Below are 16,604 nucleotides of genomic sequence, written 5' to 3'. Positions count from 1 at the left end.
ACGCCGGGTGAGGTCGTGTCGTGTCTGGCTACGCTCGGTGGATGCCGTCGTTTGCGGGTGATCCGCGCCATGAGCGTCTTGTTGGTGTCCTGGTGCCGTTGTTGCGTCGGTCGTGTCCGCCGGGCGGTGGCGGGTTCGGAGGGTCGTACGAGCTCCGGCTCGGTGTTGACGAGGCGGAGGAGCTGGGCGGGGTTGCTCTGATTCGCTCGGCGATGCGTAAGGCCGGCCGGTCCCTGGGGTGGGTGAAGCTGCAGACGTTTGGTGGTTCCTACCCGCAGGTTGCTGTGGCGGGCGTGGTGGACCGGCGGGAGGTGCCTGCGGAGTTCGCCGCCGCGGTTGAGGAATGTGAGCTGCAGCGGGGGAGGGCCGCTGCGGAGTTGATCGGACGGACGTTTGAGGACGGGAAGCCGCGTGCGGTTCCGGGGTCCGTTTTCGTGGTGGCACAGGAGTTCCGTGCCGCGTATGCCGAGGGCGTGACCGGGTGAAGCGCGAGCGGGCGACGCGGCTGTTGGCGGACATGATCACGCGGCTCGAGGACGGCGCCTGGCCGCTGGGCCTGGTTGACGAGGTGTACGTCTTCGGGTCGTACGCGCGTGGGGCGTTGGAGCCCAACGATGTCGACGTCGTCATCGAGCACGGCACGGACAAGCGTTGGCTCGGCGAATCGCTGGATGCATCGATCAGCGGCCGTGACTCGTACGTGGGGATGAGGCAGGCCCTGCAGGGCCGGAGCCGGGGCATCTCCTTTCAGTTCCGCGACCGCAGCAGCCTGCAGGACGAAGGTTTCGAGCTGTTCTTGCTCTGGCGGAAAGGCGAGCCGTTCTCCCTGGCTCGCGAGCGCCTTGCCTCCTTGACCGCTAATCCGGAAGCCGGGCCGGCGCCCAGGGACCACATGCTCACAGAGTTCGAGGGGCTGGAGAGCCCGGTTCCGCGCCCGGCGCGGATCGAGCTGTTCAACCGGCATGCGAAGGGCAAAATCACCATCACGCCGCTGAGGCTGCTGGACGGAGACATCGAGGACCCTGAAGCCGCCCGGCATGTACGGAGGCGCTGGGTGGAGACGAGCCCGTTGCGCCGGGCGGCGACGTGCGCCCTGGTCGCGTTGGAACAGCGGGGCGTTGACCTCGGAGAAGTCACATTGCACGGTCAGCGGCTGTTCGGCCGGGACCAGCCGACTGAACGCTGCTTCGTCGATCTGGGGTGGAACGGCTTCGGATACATGGGACGTCTCCTGGACGACGGAGTGGCCTGGCTGGAGGTGCTGCGCCCTCACCGCAGCAAACCCATGGAGGCACTGCTCATCGAGCCGACGCCTCGCACGTAACCGGAACGTGCGTAACCGCGTCCCGGCGCGGCATGGGAACCGAGGGCCCTGCTTCATCAGAGCGGTGCGGTAGCGAGTGTGGCACGCCGGCGGGCGCGCAGCTGGTGCGGACATCGTCGGTGCGGGTGTGCCGAGGCGGTCGGTCAGGCGATGGCGACGAGGGCGCGGTGTGTGTTCGGTTGCCCCGGGCCGGGGCAAGACCGCGGCCGGGGCTGCGCACCCCGAACACGGGGCCCCATCTCTCCAAATCCTGGTGCGCTCCCGCACGTTGCGTTGAGATCCTCGACACGAGAGTCTCTGAGCACCAGGAGCCACGCCTTGATCATTCTCGACACGAGCATCTTGCGCAGCTTCGCGTTCGACAGCGTCAGCACTGACCTGCTGAGGACCATCCGCACGTCTGGTATCGACAGTGTGGCCGTGCCGTGGGTGGTGCTGGAGGAGCTCACAGCCCAGCGTGCAGTCCCGTATCGCGAGCAGTACGAGAAGGCTCGTGCCGCCCTGCAGAGCCTTCACAACGCCGTGCCGTGGCCCCAGGGGTCCCTGGCGCCACTGAACCTGAAGGGTTTCCAGGAGCACTGGCGAGACAAGTACCGGACCATCGTCGACGTGCTGCCCACCAGTGAAGAAGCCCTACTCCAGGGGCTGCAGCGCGAGATGAATGTTCTGCCTCCTTGCAGGTTCTATGAGGGTAAGGAGAACGGGACCCCGGTGAAGATCGGCGGTAGAGACGCGGCAATCTGGCTGACCGCCGTCGAGTACGCGCGGGAGCACCCCGACGAGACCGTCTACTTCGTCTCTAAGAACACTCGCGACTTCGGGGACGGCACCTCTTTCCCTTTCCCCATGAACGAGGACCTTGAGGGAATCGAGGACCGTTTCGTTCTGCTCACCTCGTTGTCCGAAGTCGTGCAGCAGTTCGCCGCAGCCACGGACGTCGACGAAGAGGCGGTCTCGTCCGCTCTCATGCAGTCGGGGGGCTTCACCGCCGTGACCAATGCGGCTCGGAACAGGATGGGCAACGACTACAGCACTGCGTTCGAAGTCACCGCCGTCCCGCTGGATCGGCACGGCGCCGCCATATCACCCCCCACGCCGGCCACGGCGTATGGATGGGTCTCCGGCCCGACGGTGCAGCTGGTCTCTTTCAGCGACACCAAGGCCTATCAGCTCGGCGAGCACGTATGGAACACCACCACAGTGCGCTGGCGTCTCGGTGGCCTCGTCTTCCTCGCAGGGGAGGTACCGATGGGTCGCGCCGGGTGCAACTGGGAGATGCGTGTCCTCATCAGCACGTCCCAGAGTGACGCACCGCTCACGATCCTTCGCACCACATCACCGGTGGTACTCACTGCCGAAGACTGGGAGCACCTGCCTTCACCGCCGCCGCCCGAAGGGCCCCTCGACGGCCCCTTCACCTTTGGTTGGGAACAACGCGATCTTGAGCGTGCCAGATTTCGGCTCAATCGGACGGGGCTCGAGGACTTCCTCACCCAGATGCGTAATCAGTGGGTTCACAACCCGAGCGGTGTGTCAGACCAGCCGGAGTAGCTGACAGCACCGGACCCCGGACCTCAAAGAGGCACGGGGTCCGGTCACGGCGCAAGAAGGCGAGCGCACCACAGTGGCGCCCGGTGGTGTGGTGACGCGCCGGGGGTGCGCGCCGCAGGCAATGGATGCAGCGCGCATTCGCCCCATTCTCTCCCTGCGGAGCAGCAGCTCCCTGCGGCCTGCGGGCCGGGAGCTGCCCGGGACACCGGATCCCGACCGTGGCCTGCAGCGCCCCGGCCGTCTCCTCGTCCGTGCCACCGCGCCTGGGGTCACAGGCTGGTTGTCTCCTCCTGCGCGGTGTTCCTGTCTTCTGCGGTATCGGGGGCGTCCTCGGTGCTTTCCGTGGTGCGTCGGTAGTAGGGGTGGGTGGAGTCCATCCTGCGGGCGAGGTGGAGGGGGGTGGGGGTGCGTTGTCGGACGTCGGAGGTGATGCCCTGGTTGGTCAGGACGGCGGCGACGGCTCCGATGAGGTCGCAGTCGGCGTCGGGTCTCTGGGCGATGACGGTGAACCGGGTGGCGGTGTGGGCGTAGCCGTTCTTGCTCTGGCTGCCGCTGTCGAAGCGTGTCTCGTCTTTGCCGAAGCGGCCAGCGGGGCCGGCGGCCCAGGTGCGGGGGACGTTGATGAGCAGGAAGTCGGGGTAGGTGAGGGTGCCGTCGTCGGTGGCGAGTTGGAAGAGGCTGTTGGTGGTGTTGGTGGCGCGCCAGGTGCCGTCGCTGGTGCGCATGTGGGCCCCGGTGGGGCGGCCGATGCGTTCCAGGTCGCCGATGACGCGGACGGTGGCCAGGGGGCGCTGGGCGCGGGGGAGGCTGTGGCCGGGCAGCCAGGACGCCGGCCGGGGCATGCCGGGCGGCGGGTCCTGGCCCAGGGCTTCGTCGGTGAGGCCCGCCCAGATGTACTCGGCTGCGTCGCCGTCGACGTAGAGCACCGTGGGGGCTGGTGCGGGGAGTTGAGTGCGGGTGGCGACGAGGGCCTGCTCGACGATGTCCGCGGCGGCGCGGGCCTGGAGTGTCTCGTCCGCGGCGGCGCGGTATCCGCTGACGTCCCAGGCGAGGTCGGCGGCGTGCAGCGCGGTGGTGGCCGGGCTGTGGGGCTGCCATTGCCCGGCCTGGGGGCTGTAGGACCAGACCTGCCAGGGGGCGTCCTTTCCGCCGGTGGGGCGCATGGCGGTGAGGGTTGCGGTGATCGGTGCCGGTTCGGTGGTGCGGCGCTTGCCGGGTGTGCGGCGCTGGGCGTGGCGGCGGACGTGGATCCCGATGTGCCACCAGTTCTCGAGCGGCAGTTTGCCGAACGCGGCACCGAGGCGGTGGTCGGTGGCGCCGACGCCGCTGAGGATCTCGCGCAGCACGTTCGCGGTCGAGCTGTCGAGGCCGCTCTGACGGGAGGCGACCTTCTTCGCGCGGTACTTCTCGTTATAGGGCTTGCCCTCCCGGGTGTGGGTGGGGACCGGCGGCGGGGCCTGCTTGATGTACTGGGAGGTTGCTGCGAGGCGCGCGAGAGCCTGCTTGGAGGGCCACTTGCCGTCCTCGGCCTCGGCCTTCTCGCGGGCTTCGACGCTCGGGTACCAGCGCTCGGGGTCCCAGTCGGTCTCGCAGATCGCCGCGACGAGCGTGTCCTCGCGGGTGTGGGGGGCGAGCATCTGCGCCAGGTCCCGCTCGCGTTCCGCGCTGGTGCGCGGTCCGTGGCCGAGGGCACTGGCCTTGTCGTGGAGGAAGACGACCTCGATACGCCCGCCGGCGGCGGGTTCGGCGACGCCTTCGGCGGCCTTCCAGTCCTCGCCGGGGCCCCACTGGGCGGCGATCGCGGCCTTCACCCGGGCGCGGACCTCGTCGGTGCTCCACAGGACAGGGACGAGGAGGGTGTCCACGCCGGCGGCGTCCAGGGCGGCGGGGATCCGTTCGAGGGGGATCGGTCCGCTGACGCGTGAGCCGCTCTCGGTGGGCGGCACCTTGATGCCGGGGACCTCGATGAACACGGGACTGCGGTGGCTGTACTTCTCGCACCGGGTGTCGATGGCCTCCTCGACGCGGCGGAAGAACTCCATACCGTGTCCGCGGCCCAGGCCGGGGGTGGGGACGCTGGCCGGGGCGACGGCCCAGACCGGCCCCGGGGCGGTGTCGGCCAAGGCGTCCTCAGCGAGGTGCTCGGGGAAGGGCGGCACGTTCGCGCTCAGGCGGGGCAGGGCGGCCAGGCGGCGGCTGGCGGCGACCGCAGGGACGTTCAGGCGGCGCTTCCACGGCGGGCCGTCGGTGGCCGCGGCGACGACGAGCGGCTGGTCGGGGTTGGTTAGCAGGACGGTGGCGACACCCTTCCAGGAGGTGGCGAGGAGGGTGGTGGTGGCGTTCACGGTCAGCGCGTGGCGCCGGGAGTGCCCGCTGGCGGCGGTGCCGATGGTGATACGGGGCAGCAGGTGGCGCACGATGCCCTTGCGGTCGGGTTCGGCGGGCAGTTCGTGGCCGATTGCGGCCAGGCGGCCGTCGGTGCACAGGGCGAAACGGACGGGGGCGCCGTTGTTTCGGGGCCACTCGAGGGCGGCGAGTTCCTCGGCCAGGCGCCAGCGGGCGAGCTCGCCCGGCCACCAGGCGCGCGAGCGCTTGCCGGCGCTCGGCGGCGGGGGCAGAACGGCGGAGCGGGGCTCGGCCCGGGCAAGGAGTTCGGCCAGCTGTTCGCCGATGCGCCGACCGTCGGCACCGGGGACCACGGCTTCGGCCCAGTAGCAGAACACGTCGCGCCGGTCCTCGGCGCTGATCGGCGCCGCGCACAGGAGCTCGTAGCAGCCGTCGTTCCACTGCCAGCGCGCCCAGGTACCCGCCGCCGCGCGCAGGACACACTCCAGCGCCCGGTAGGGCGGCTGCACGTCCAGACCGGCGCCAACGTTGCGCTTGTACTCGCGCGAGAGCTCTACGACCAGATCCATTATGGGGGCGTCGGGCCGGTAGGCGATCACCTCGCCCAGGTCGGCGGGAGCGGTGCGGAACTGCAGCAGGCGGGCCTGCTTGCGGGCGACGCTGTCGAGCGGGCGACTCATGCGTACTCTCCCAGGTAGGCGTCAAAGCCCGCGCGCAGCGCGGGGAGCAGGTGCTGGGCGTGGGCGTACTCGGCGATTTCCTCGATGGTGTGGCCGTAAGAAGCGCCGAGCTGCGCGAGGTCGTCCTGCGGGGACCGCTCGAGCAGCCCGCGGATCAGGGTGGGCAGGTCAGACCCCCAGGTGGGGTCGTGGAAGGCGCCGTCGATGAAGTGGAGCTCGACGTGGGTCTGCCCGCGGCGTCCGCGGCCCGCCAGCTGAACACTCTGCCCGAGGAGGGTGGCGACGAGTTCGTACTTCAGCTCGTCGGGCAGGGCGGAGAAGCGCTTGGGCGCGTTGAGGTTCAGGCGCAGGTGCGCGTCGGCCGCCCCGCGGGCCCGGGCCAGGACGGCGGCAGGGTCGTCGCCAGGCACGGTGTCGCGCCAAGCCCGGGCGGCGACACTGGCCGCCAGCACCGCCGGGTCGTCGGCCGGCATGACCGGCCGCACACCCATGGCGATCAGCGTGATGGCGGACACGGCGACGCCCTCGAACACGGTCAGCACGTTCAAGCCCCGCTCGGTGCGCGGCAGCGGCGAGATGAGTACCTCGCCGTCGAGGTCCGCCAGCTCCGCGAAACGGTCGCGGGTGAGCTGGCCGATCGCGTCGCAGACCGGCGGCAGAGACAGGTCGGGGGTGTCCGCGACGGCGACGTAGATCCGCAGCCGCCGCCCGAGGGCGAGCGCGGTGTCGTACAGGGTCTGGGCGAACAGGCGCGCCTGCCGGTAGGAATTGACGGTGATCAGGGTCCGCGCGCGATGCCGAGTGCGCGCCTCCGCGGCGAGCCGGTCCAGGTCGCGCACCAGGCCCGGTGCGTAGCCGGCGGCCAGTGAGATGACCCGCTGGTCGCGTTCGCGGTAGGGGGTGCTGCCGACGGCCAAGAGCTTTCCGTCGGCAACGGGGGTGCTGTTGTAGATGGTCAGACCCTCGCGGAGGGTGTCGGGCATCGCCCAGTCGGGGCGGCCGAGCAGATGGGTGCGGGCCGCGCCCGGCATGAAGCCGGTGGCGGACATGCCCAGGACAGTACGCTGGCGGCCGCTGAGGGCGAGAGAGACGATGCTGCCGAGGAACTGCGTCTCGGTGTGGGGGTCGGCGCGCAGCACCTCCATCTTCAAACTCGCATGGGCACCTGGATCGTCCAGCCCTTCGAAGCGGAACCCGCCCAGCTGGCGGCCCAGCGGCCCGAACGGGACGACGGTGCCGGCACCCTGGTGGCCGATCGCGTCGGCGAGCTCGGAGGCCGCGTCGATGCCGTGCCCGGCGAGTTCGCCGGCCCTGTCGGTCAGGTTGAACATCGTGTGGACGATGGCCGTCAGCCACGTCTTCATGATCAGCGCGTGCAGGACGCCTGCGGTGACCTCGGTGCGCGTGGGCGCCCGCTCCGGCTCCGGCTGGTTGGGCCCGCGCTGCGCCGGGACCGTGGACTCGGCAGGTGTTTCGTCGGCTCCGCCTTCGGCGGCGCAAAAGGCGGGCAGCGCGGCGGAGAGGATCTCCCGCAGGTCGTCCTTGAGGGAGCCAAGCTGCCACTCGCCGTCCTCGTCGATCGTGAGCATCCGCTCCAGCACGTCCGGGACGGGCAGCAGCCGGTCCGGCAGGACGGCGGAGGAAGGGCGGTCGCCTGGCCGGGTGGCCACGCGCGGGAGCAAGGCCTGCAGACAGTCGGCCTGCTCGTCGGTGGCCGCAGCGTCAGGGGGCACTCCGATCAGGTTCTCCAGCAGATGCCGGTCCCACTGATGGGGCTGATACCAGCGCTTGCGGTCCTGCAGGACCTGCCGCGTCCGGCGCGGGTCCTGCCCGCGGGCCAGGGCCCGCGCCTGGGCGACCTCGGTACAGACCTCCTCCCCGGCCACCAGGTCGAGCAGCTGCTCGGCCAGGAACACCGCCCGGGTCAGGGGCCGACGCACGGCCACCGCCAGCCGCGGCGGCGCCTGGTGCAGGCTGTCGCGAATGCGCCGCAGCACCGTGGTCGGGCGGGAGCGGGACGCGAGCTCCAGCACGCCGCACTCGTCGAACCCCCGCGACTGGTAGGCGTCGACCTCATCGACGACCACATAGGACGCCAGGCGCAGAAGAAACTCGCGGACGCTGATGCTGTTGCGGATCTCCCCGTCGACTTCCACTGGAACCTTGATCATCCCGGACTGGAAACAGGCGTGGGTGGTCACGATGATCCTGGCCGTCGTTGCGGCCCTGACGTGGGAGAACTTCCCGCAGGACGACACATACGGGCACAGCGCCCGCTCCGTCTGGCCGAAAGCATCCGACGCCGTGACCGTGCACGGCTCCCTGCCGGCCTCGAAGGCGTCGCGTCCCTCGAGCTGCGCCTGCGCGGCACACCCGTAGGCGGAGTTGTTGATCAGGAAGGCGATGCTCGCCGGGGCCTGCGCCAGCGGCACGCCAGTGCCCTCCAACTTCCCGGCGGAGCGCAGCGCGAAGTCGTACCGACTGTTGGGGGCGATGAACGGCGTGGCCGTCTCCTTGACCCCCGCCGCCCGCAGCTCCTGCTGCAAGGTGAAGGCCTCGCCGTAGACGTCGCCGTTGTCGCTGACCACCAGCACGGTGGTGCGGCCCAGGCCTGCCTGCTGGATCGCCAGCCCCCGGCCGAAGACGTTCTTGCCCACGCCCGGGGGCGCACTCAGCAGGTGCATCCGGCCCGGCGGCAGGACGACGGGTTCCAGGGGGCGCTGCCCGCCACCGATGGTCCCGCGCAGCAGCAGCGCGATCTGCTTCTCGCGGAAGGCCGGGCCCTTCATGTCCTGGTCGGTGTCCCGGCTCTGCCAGCCGAGCTCATCGGCGTCCAGCACCAACTCCACCGACGGCGCGGTCACGACCTGAGGCGACCTGTACACCCCCTGCTCGTCGGGGAAAGCCAGCTGGACCCGCCCACGCGATGTTGGCGCCGACCAGCCCGATCCGCTCGCGACCCGCAGCAGCCGCCGGCGCCTGGCCGGTGCGAGCAGGCGTTCGGCGACGTCCGCAGGGTCCTGTCCGTGAGTCGGCAGCACTTCAAGCGCCCGCCCCCGCTCGCTGTACCCGAGCGCGTAGAGAGCGGGCAGCGGGTCGTCCGCGTCCGGGGTGTGGAAGACGTCGTAGACGGTCCGTTCGACGTGGTGCAGTAGCGCCTCCCCTCGATGGCGGGTGCCCAACAGCGTGCCGAGGCGCTGCTTGTCCGCCTCTGACCACTGCTCCCAGCCCGCCACGGCACGCGGCGCGTGCCCGCTCAGCAGGACATGGGCGTCTGCGACGCGCACCACCTGCCGCCCGTCGCGGAACCGGGCGGGAAGAAGATACTCGGCCAAGGCCAGAGCCCCGGCAAGCGTCCTGCTCACGCCCCATCCACCTCTGCCACCAGGTCGGGATCGGTCAGCACGCGCGCCCCGCTGCTCCGCACCACCCGGCGCAGCAGCGGCAGGTACCCCCGCAGGTGCTCAGGCACCACGAAGCACAGCTCGCCGGGCCCCTCGGGATCCTCGCGCAGCTTCTGGGCCAGCCCGTAAGGGTCGGCCCAGGTCTTGACGTCGACGCGCCACGCCCTGGACCGGCCAAGACGAGTGACATGCAGGTCATAGGCGTCGCCGAACGGCCACAGCCGCACTTCCGCGCCCAAGGCGACCAGCCGGTCGCGCAGCTCGACCTCCAGCAGGCCCGGGAGCGTCACCCACAGCCACAGGGCGTAGGGCAACGCCACGTAGCCCTCCACGGGCAGCAGCTTCGGCAGGGTGCGCCGTTCGCCGCACGGGGTCAGGCGCCAGCCCTCCACCGCAGTCGGCTCGGCCCGGTACCGGGCGCCCAGCAGGCTGTGGCGCTCGTCCTCACACTCGACGTCCACCACGCCGTTGGGGCGGTAGGTGGCCCGCATCGTCCATCTGCACATCGGACACGCTGCCCACAGGCCGCCGAACTGCCGCGTCGGGGAGATACCGGTGTACGCGCCCAGCTCGACCAACGCGGTGTTCCGGGACAGATCGCGCCGTGTCAGGACGGGCGTGCGGACCATCGCCTCCCGGCCCTGGGTGTACGCCTCGAAGCCGGCGGCACTCAGCGCGCGGAAGACGGCGTGCTGGACGGTCTCGCCGGAGATCCGCGACAGCCCGGTACTCACCGGCAGCATCCCCACCGCCCGCAGCAGGCTGTGCAGATGGCGGATGTCGGCACCGATCCCCGGGGCCTGGTGGCCGTGCTCAGAGGCCTCCACCGCGAGCCGGTGCAGCGCCGAGCTGGGCATGCCGTCGTCATCGAGCAGCCACAGCTGGCCGAGCACTGTTCCCTGGGGCTGTCCCGGCAGAAGGTCGGCCACTCGGCTTCCGCGGAGCCGACGGGCGAACACCTCGTACGACAGTGCCTGCTCAAGGACCCCGAAGGAGCGCACGTAGCGACCATGGCACTCCATCAGCAGCCGCATCCGCCCCTGTGCCTCGCCATCACTGCTACTCAACGCCAGCGCCGCGACCACGCAGGCGTCGAGTGCCGCGCGCTGGTCCTCGTCGAGTTCTTGAACGGCCGCTGCCGTCCCGGCCACCGCCGACACCCCGGTCCTCCCCGCACCGCATCGAGCCCATGCCACAACCTCAACCACTCCGCCCGGTGGGAGGGCACGGGAGTTCGGCGACCATCCCCCGATCCGGTGATCCCGATCCGACGTTCGCGATGCGGGGTCTTCCGGACGGACTCGTGTCCGGCAGTTGCCGAATCGGGACGAACAGCGTCGCGGCCCAACGGCGCTCCGCAGACGACGCGGGCATACGGCCGCGGCGCGCGGGATGTGCTGTGTGTACGGGGACACGGGCCTGGCGGAGGTGGTCGCCGCCGTCAACCTGTACATCGACCGCGACGTCCTCGCACGGCAGGTCGCCCGTGAGGATGCCTAGTGTTGCTCCCTGGCCGCGTGCCTGTACGGCTGGGACGCGACGGCGTAGGCCGCCACGCCGTGGTCTCACTCATGGCGTGTCCTTTCGCCTCCAACGCACGGCAGCTGTACGGCTTCTCGCTCGATCATCGCGGATCAGGCGGGCGAGGCCTCGGCTTCGTCCTCTCCATGCCCCGCACGGAAAGGGCGGCAAACTGGCCGGAGTGCTGAGAGGAGGAGCGGGGCAGACAGCAGAGGTGCGCTAGTTTCGTGCGGTATGGAAAGTCCCTCCCAGCTACGTCAAGCCACCCTCGCCTGGCTTGATCAGGCACGTCATCTCCCCTCCAATCCTCAGGCCGTCTCTGACGCAGCGCTTGCAGCGCGGCCGGAGTGGGATGACCTGAGCAACGCAGTGGCCTTGGCGGCGCCGGTGTCGGGGCACCGTGACCTGTACGGAAAGCTCACTGGTGACTGGCTGCCCCGATGGTCCGTGATTCTGGGTGCATCCGGGCTGGGCGACGCGACCCGTTTGATCGCCCGAGGGGCCACTGTGTCGGTGGAGGAGGTCGCGGACAGTTTCGTTGCCTTCTGTACGGCCCCGGCACTGGGTGCCGAAGACTGGCTGCTGCTGACCGGCGATCTTCCTGAAGGTGCACGAGTTCCGCTGGGGCACTACACCCTGCAGACCTTCACCACCGACGAACTGAAGCAGCTGGGCCCCATGCCCGCGCTCTATGGCTTGCAGCCGGGCGGGCTCGACCTCGATCTTCTAATCGGTGCGCCTTTCGTCCATGTCCCGAATTCTGACCGTACGCCGGACCGCAGAGGGACCCACTGGTTCGAGACCGCCGGTCCTCGGCCGGAAGCCCGCCACTGGAGAGCGCTGCTCCCCCTTATCCTGTGGAGCGCAGACCTGTTGCACGTCGATGCCGTGTTCAGAGTCGAACGCGGCCGGTACTTCGAACTGAACCGAAACGACGTACCGACCACCATCGAGACCATTGCGAGTCGCCACGGGACCCCGGTCGAAATGGAAGCCCGTAAGACGGGGAGCTTCCATCTCGCGCCGGCAGATCTGCCGCGGATGCAGGCCTTCTGCTCCGCAGTAACCGCCAGGATCGATGCCGTCATGGCTGGCGCAACCAGCGGCCGCACATTGCCCAGGAAACGTGCCCGACGGCTTGAACGGGCCGCCCGACACCTGCTGCAGGCCTACCAGCGCACCCCCAGCGACAACGAAGTATGGGAGCAAGAGATAGACGAGCTGCACTTGGACTACGTCATCGCTCTGGAAGCCCTTATAGCCAGTCCCAACGACAAGCACGACGGCATCAGCAAGAAGATGCAGACTCGCACGGCCGCCCTGTTCCCCCCAGCGCTGCGCGAACTCGTCACGAAGGCAGTGCGGGACGCATACAACGCACGGTCCTTGTATGTACACGGAGACCTGCTCAAAGAGCAGGAGGAGAGCAAAAGGCAGACTCAGCTGCGTGAGCTGCGGCTGATCTTGCGGCAGGTGGTTCTGCGCTGGCTCATCCTCACCCCCCACGACACCGAGGACCTCGCACCACGTCTTGACGCCGCAGCCGACTGCGGCAGCTGTGAGCAGGCCATTGACGAGCCTCTGCGCGCCTTCTTCCAGGAAACGACGACACGGGACGGTATCCGCTCCTGAGGCGGCCGAGAGACTCCCGGCGGCTATCACGATCGGTGCGGGGTGCTCGTTATGCCTTTGCCTTGCCTGTGGCTCTGAAACGGAAGCCGAAGAGGCCGCCCTCTTCGTCGTCGGTGAGACGAGGGCTTCGGAAGTGGGGTTCGGGGTTGAATCCGCGCTGGGCAGCGGTACTGAGGGTGTCGGTGTTGAGGGTGACGATGTACTGCATGTGCTCTTCCTCCGTCACTTCGGCTGCGAGCGCCAGGGCTCGCGCGACCTGCCGTTCGTCGACGCCGTCGTAGAGGTGGCTGTCGTGGATTAGGAAGTCAGGGCCGCGCTCGTGGCGGTGAGCGAGGACAGCCAGGGTGAGGTCGAAGCAGAAGATGACCATGTTGTTGATGCCGCTGCTGTCCCAGTCCTCTCCCAGTGATCATTGGTTATGCGGTGAGTGCCCCCATAGGCTTGGCGCGCGTCTATACACGCCTGACGTCTACCGGTACGTCGGCTACCAGCTCACTCCGAGGCGCGTTCCGTAATCAGCTGGCGGTACTGGCGCGCGCGATCAGCCACCCCGTCTCCCACGGCAGTCAGCTCTGCCAGATAGGTCAGCACCTCCGTAATGGACTCGTGATCCGGATTCGCGAGGAGGAACTCTTCGGTTGCCTCTGTCACACCGCTTTCTGGTTCGAGGAGCAGGGCCCGGAAAAACCTAAAGAGCCTGGTGGCAGCGTCGTCGGGCGGGTTCATTGGGGATGCGAGCAGTCGTCTCCATTGCTCCGCACATGCCTCGAGGCCCTCCTCCACGGTATCGAGCATGAGCTTCTCGAACATGCTGGAGAGATCTTCAGGGTCTGCTTCAATGGCCCGTTCTAGATCTTCACGTGCCTTCTCGTAGTGGCCGGCCTGACGGTGTGATTGGCCCCGTTCGGTGAGGGCCCAGGCGGAGGTGGGGTCGAGTTCGAGTGCGGCGGTGAAGTCGGTGATGGCTTGGTCGTATCGGCCTGCTTGGCGGTGTGCTTGGCCGCGGGATGCGAGGGCCCAGGCGTAGGTGGGGTTGAGTTCGAGTGCGGCGGTGTAGTCGGTGATGGCTTGGTCGTATCGGCCGGCCAGGCGGTGTGTCTCTCCGCGGGATGCGAGGGCCCAGGTGAGTGTGGGGTCGAGTTCGAGTGCGGCGGTGTAGTCGGTGATGGCGTGGTCGTATCGGCCGGCCTGCTGGTGTGCTTGGCCGCGGGATGCGAGGGCCCAGGTGAGTGTGGGGTCGAGTTCGAGTGCGGCGGTGTAGTCGGTGATGGCGTGGTCGTATCGGCCGGCCAGGTGGTGTGTCTCTCCGCGGCATCCGAGGGCCCACTCGTAGGTGGGGTCGAGTTCAAGTGCGGCGGTGAGGTCGGCGGCGGCCTGGTCGTATCGGCCGGCCTGCTGGTGTGCTTGGCCGCGGGATCCGAGGGCCCAGGTGAGTGTGGGGTCGAGTTCGAGTGCGGCGGTGAGGTCGGTGATGGCGTGGTCGTATCGGCCGGCCAGGCGGTGCGTTTCCCCCCGCGCGCCGAGGGCCCAGGCGTAGGTGGGGTCGAGTTCGAGTGCGGCGGTGAGGTCGGTGATGGCGTGGTCGTATCGGCCGGCCAGGCGGTGTGTCTCTCCGCGGGACGCGAGGGCCCAGGAGAGTGTGGGGTCGAGTTCGAGTGCGGCGGTGAGGTCGGCGGCGGCCTGGTCGTATCGGCCGGCCTGCTGGTGTGCTTGGCCGCGGGATCCGAGGGCCCAGGCGTAGGTGGGGTCGAGTTCGAGTGCAGTGGTGAGATCGGCGATGGCCTGCTCGTGGTGGTCGAGCCAGCGGTGGGTTTCTCCACGTCGGGCCCAGGTCTGGGCGTTGCGGGCGTCGTACGCGAGGGCGCGGTCCAACTCGACAAGGGCCTCTTCCTCCCGGTCGGAGAAGTAGAGGCGCTGGCCACGGTAGGTATGAGCCCAGCCTCTAGCCGCCGTACTGAGTTGGCCATGGGCAAGCAGAGCAGCGAGGCAGGCAAGGACAGACTCGTCGTCGGCGAGAGCCTCCCCAAGCCGTGTGGACCAGGCGAGCAGGGCGGCGTCCGCGGTATCGCGTGCGGCTTGCTCCAAGGTCTCGACCCACTGCCGCAGTACCGCCACGTCCTGGCCCGCAGCATGCACCACCTGCTCAAGAGCGGACGTCAGATACATTCCCGGATGCGCGCACAACCGGTGGTACGTCTCATCCAGACGGTGCCGGCGCCATTCAGGATCCTTCCAGTGTTTGGCCTCGGGAAGACGTTCCTCGACCGCGGCACGCCAGGCGGCATGCGTGTTCGCCAGACGCAGATGCGCTGAAGCCCAGCCTTGAGGAGCGTGGGTGCGCTGCTGGCGGACCATGCTGGCGCGTACCACCGCGTGGTAGTGCTTGAAGCCGCCACGGCCACTGACGAACGGCTGCCCGCACAGCCACTCCCATAACCCCTCCGCCCCAGGCCCGGCCGCGGCAGCGAAGACGTCCTCGTTCAGCTGCAGCGGCAGCGCACACGCCCGCACGGCCTCGCGCTGCTCAGGGTCCGTGATCCACTGCACGAACCGCTCGACCGTCACGTCCGCGAGGTCCCCGCCCGCGTCCACTTCCTCAACTGTGTGAGGGCGGGCCAGGGCAAGGAGTTCCACGAGCAGCGGCAGCCCCATCGACAGGCGCAGCACCGCTTCCACCACATCCGGATCGGTCACGCCCCGCGAAGTCAGCAGCGAACGGGTCTCCGCTTCCGTGAAGACTTCCAGCGGCACATCTGCGACCTGATCCCGTATCGGTGCCCATTCCCGCTCCGCCAGTTCGTCCCGGCCGGCCAAAACGACGATGACGTTCGCTGGCACCGGACCGAACTCCTCGTCCAGCAGACTCAGCAGCCACCCGTCCAGGTACCGGGCAGTCTGCTCCCACGTGTCGAAGAACAGCACCACCCACCGATGACGACGGCACAACCGCTCCAGCTCGGCGACGAAAGCCCGGCTCACACCCGCCTCATCACCTCGAGCACCCCGCCGCCGGGCACGAGCCTGGGACGCCGACCGCAGCCGGTCCAGCCCCTGCGCCGCGGCATCCGGATTCGCCATCGCCGTCACGACACCGGCACCCGGAATCAGCGACGCCGCCCCCAAAGCAGCCTGCGTCACCACCCGGCTCGACACCGACGCCTCACCCTCCATGGGCACCGGCTCCCCCTGCGCCACCTGCTCCCGCCGGAACTGCTCGATGGCCTTGTCGAACTCCTTGCACGGACCGGCCTGCTCCGCCAACTGCCTGACCAGCTCGACCAGAGCCTGCTGCACGCCGTGGACGTCGTTCTCGTCCACCACCGCCGTTACCGCATCCGCACGTCGGGCCGCCTCCTGCCACTGCCGCAGCAGCGTGGATTTTCCCACCCCACCCACACCACGCACATGGAACAAAAACTCCGCCGGATCCTCCTCCGACTGCGGATCCTTCGACAGGTTTTCCGTGAACAGTGCCAACTGCGCCCGCCGGCCCACGAACCGTGCCTTCGCGCGCTGCCGGATCAGCGCCCCCCTCGACAGACCCCGATTACCTGCGCCCGGCATCTCCGCACCCCCGTCACTTTGCCCACCTTGCCGCCGAAGCCGACAGCAGGTCCGTCCGAAACAGTCGTGTCGGACACAGGCCATCAGTGTCCGACGCCGGCCGCTTGCTTGTCAGCCAAGCCCAAGAGGCTGCACCCGCACGGTGTTGAGGCGCGGCCGCGACGAGTGCGTCCCCTGTTGTAGCGCGGTCCAGTACTGCCGTTCCGGTTTCCGGGAACCGCAGCAAGCGATCCGCCTATGCCCACTGCATGCCCAGCTCCGCGAGCGCAGCTGTCCAGGATCGGTTTTTGTGATCGGTTCTGCGGGTGTCTGAGCTGGGCTGATCAGTTCGAGCGTCTGGCTGTGTTCGTGGGGGTGTGCAGCGGGGAGGCGATCGCTGGGTGGCTGGGTGGCTGGGTGGCTGGTTGTAGCGGCCGTTTGAGCTGTGGGCTTGTCAGGTATCAGGCTCGTTGATCAGTTGCAGCCATCTTTTCTAAGTGCTGGTCACTTTCTCTGATCGTGGGTATGTGCTGGCCTGTCGGTGTGAGGTCTCAGGAGATGCTTGACCGTTTGTCCTCCGGACATGGTTGACACGTTCGGCTG

At 69.0% G+C, this 16,604-nt stretch carries 9 protein-coding genes; 4 read left to right on the top strand and 5 right to left on the bottom strand.

All coding sequences use genetic code 11. The features are described 5' to 3' along the window. Nucleotides 1-41 precede the first annotated feature (41 nt). From ACFIF2_RS32585 to ACFIF2_RS32575, 3 genes are all read left to right on the top strand, one after another. A complete protein-coding gene (locus ACFIF2_RS32585; protein ID WP_395576881.1) occupies nucleotides 42-485 on the top strand; it encodes a hypothetical protein in 444 nt (147 codons plus the stop codon). After that, complete coding sequence (locus ACFIF2_RS32580; protein ID WP_395576880.1) at nucleotides 482-1,324, top strand: nucleotidyltransferase domain-containing protein; 843 nt, start codon at nucleotides 482-484, stop codon at nucleotides 1,322-1,324. Before ACFIF2_RS32585 ends, ACFIF2_RS32580 begins: the two co-directional genes overlap by 4 nt. 318 nt (nucleotides 1,325-1,642) lie before the next feature. Beyond that, nucleotides 1,643-2,875 carry a PIN domain-containing protein gene (locus ACFIF2_RS32575; RefSeq protein WP_395576879.1) on the top strand — a complete coding sequence of 411 codons (1,233 nt, stop codon included), beginning with the start codon at nucleotides 1,643-1,645 and terminating at the stop codon, nucleotides 2,873-2,875. Nucleotides 2,876-3,144: 269 nt separating this feature from the next. Here the strand turns inward: ACFIF2_RS32575 and ACFIF2_RS32570 are convergent, their stop codons facing one another. The 3 genes from ACFIF2_RS32570 to ACFIF2_RS32560 are packed head-to-tail and all read right to left on the bottom strand — an operon-like array spanning nucleotide 3,145 to nucleotide 10,456. Then, nucleotides 3,145-5,901: an RNAseH domain-containing protein gene (locus ACFIF2_RS32570; protein ID WP_395576878.1), complete on the bottom strand. Its 2,757-nt coding sequence runs from the start codon at nucleotides 5,899-5,901 to the stop codon at nucleotides 3,145-3,147. Beyond that, nucleotides 5,898-9,266 (bottom strand): hypothetical protein, encoded by a 3,369-nt coding sequence (locus ACFIF2_RS32565; protein ID WP_395576877.1) that lies wholly within the window; start codon nucleotides 9,264-9,266, stop codon nucleotides 5,898-5,900. Before ACFIF2_RS32565 ends, ACFIF2_RS32570 begins: the two co-directional genes overlap by 4 nt. Further along, a complete protein-coding gene (locus tag ACFIF2_RS32560; RefSeq protein ID WP_395576876.1) occupies nucleotides 9,263-10,456 on the bottom strand; it encodes a hypothetical protein in 1,194 nt (397 codons plus the stop codon). The genes ACFIF2_RS32565 and ACFIF2_RS32560 overlap by 4 nt, the downstream gene beginning before the upstream one ends. Before the next feature lie 604 nt (nucleotides 10,457-11,060). On the opposite strand from ACFIF2_RS32560, the gene ACFIF2_RS32555 reads away from it, so the two are divergent. Then, complete coding sequence (locus ACFIF2_RS32555) at nucleotides 11,061-12,458, top strand: hypothetical protein (RefSeq protein ID WP_395576875.1); 1,398 nt, start codon at nucleotides 11,061-11,063, stop codon at nucleotides 12,456-12,458. A gap of 49 nt (nucleotides 12,459-12,507) precedes the next feature. On the opposite strand, the gene ACFIF2_RS32550 is transcribed toward ACFIF2_RS32555, so the two are convergent. Together ACFIF2_RS32550 and ACFIF2_RS32545 are read right to left on the bottom strand one after the other, a co-directional pair. Further along, nucleotides 12,508-12,837 carry a DUF2326 domain-containing protein gene (locus ACFIF2_RS32550; protein WP_395576884.1) on the bottom strand — a complete coding sequence of 110 codons (330 nt, stop codon included), beginning with the start codon at nucleotides 12,835-12,837 and terminating at the stop codon, nucleotides 12,508-12,510. Nucleotides 12,838-12,950: 113 nt separating this feature from the next. Next, nucleotides 12,951-16,022 carry a tetratricopeptide repeat protein gene (locus ACFIF2_RS32545; protein ID WP_395576874.1) on the bottom strand — a complete coding sequence of 1,024 codons (3,072 nt, stop codon included), beginning with the start codon at nucleotides 16,020-16,022 and terminating at the stop codon, nucleotides 12,951-12,953. Nucleotides 16,023-16,604: the final 582 nt, after the last annotated feature.

The sequence above is a fragment of the Streptomyces sp. BK79 genome (assembly GCF_044142145.1).
Taxonomy (GTDB): domain Bacteria; phylum Actinomycetota; class Actinomycetes; order Streptomycetales; family Streptomycetaceae; genus Streptomyces.
This window is presented reverse-complemented; position numbering and strand designations above follow the sequence as displayed.

Bases quoted from the DNA above. Each gene is read 5' to 3' on its own strand.
- ACFIF2_RS32585 (WP_395576881.1), top strand. From the start codon at position 42: ATGCCGTCGTTTGCGGGTGATCCGCGCCATGAGCGTCTTGTTGGTGTC.
- ACFIF2_RS32545 (WP_395576874.1), bottom strand. From the start codon at position 16,022: ATGCCGGGCGCAGGTAATCGGGGTCTGTCGAGGGGGGCGCTGATCCGG.
- ACFIF2_RS32555 (WP_395576875.1), top strand. From the start codon at position 11,061: ATGGAAAGTCCCTCCCAGCTACGTCAAGCCACCCTCGCCTGGCTTGAT.
- ACFIF2_RS32570 (WP_395576878.1), bottom strand. From the start codon at position 5,901: ATGAGTCGCCCGCTCGACAGCGTCGCCCGCAAGCAGGCCCGCCTGCTG.